General features: G+C 63.0%; 1 protein-coding gene. It reads right to left on the reverse strand.

Translation table 11 applies throughout. The features are described 5' to 3' along the window. Window positions 1-289, reverse strand: a 289-nt coding sequence (locus tag H8K26_RS17595; RefSeq protein WP_449662872.1) for a magnesium and cobalt transport protein CorA, incomplete at both ends; no start/stop codon positions are given.

Below are 289 nucleotides of genomic sequence, written 5' to 3' on the forward strand. Positions count from 1 at the left end.
GCAGGGCATCGAGCGTCTGGCTCCGTGTCGGCGGCGTGATGCGCGCCAGCACCGTGTCTGCCCGGTCGACGCCCAGGGCATGTTGCATGACCGCGCGAATGCGCGAGGCAGACCCAAAACCGATTGTCGTGCGCATGCGGGCGCGCTTGGTGAATTGGCTGAGGACAGACTCGACGTCTTCCTTGCTGACGTCGGCGACGTTGAACATCGAACGGCCAAGATGCTGGACTTCATATGGCTCCAGATTGTTGAGCACCTGGGCCGCTTCTGCGTCGCCAAGCAGCATCAG

The organism is Cognatundibacterium aquatile, from assembly GCF_014699135.1.
GTDB lineage: Bacteria > Pseudomonadota > Gammaproteobacteria > Burkholderiales > Burkholderiaceae_D > Undibacterium > Undibacterium aquatile.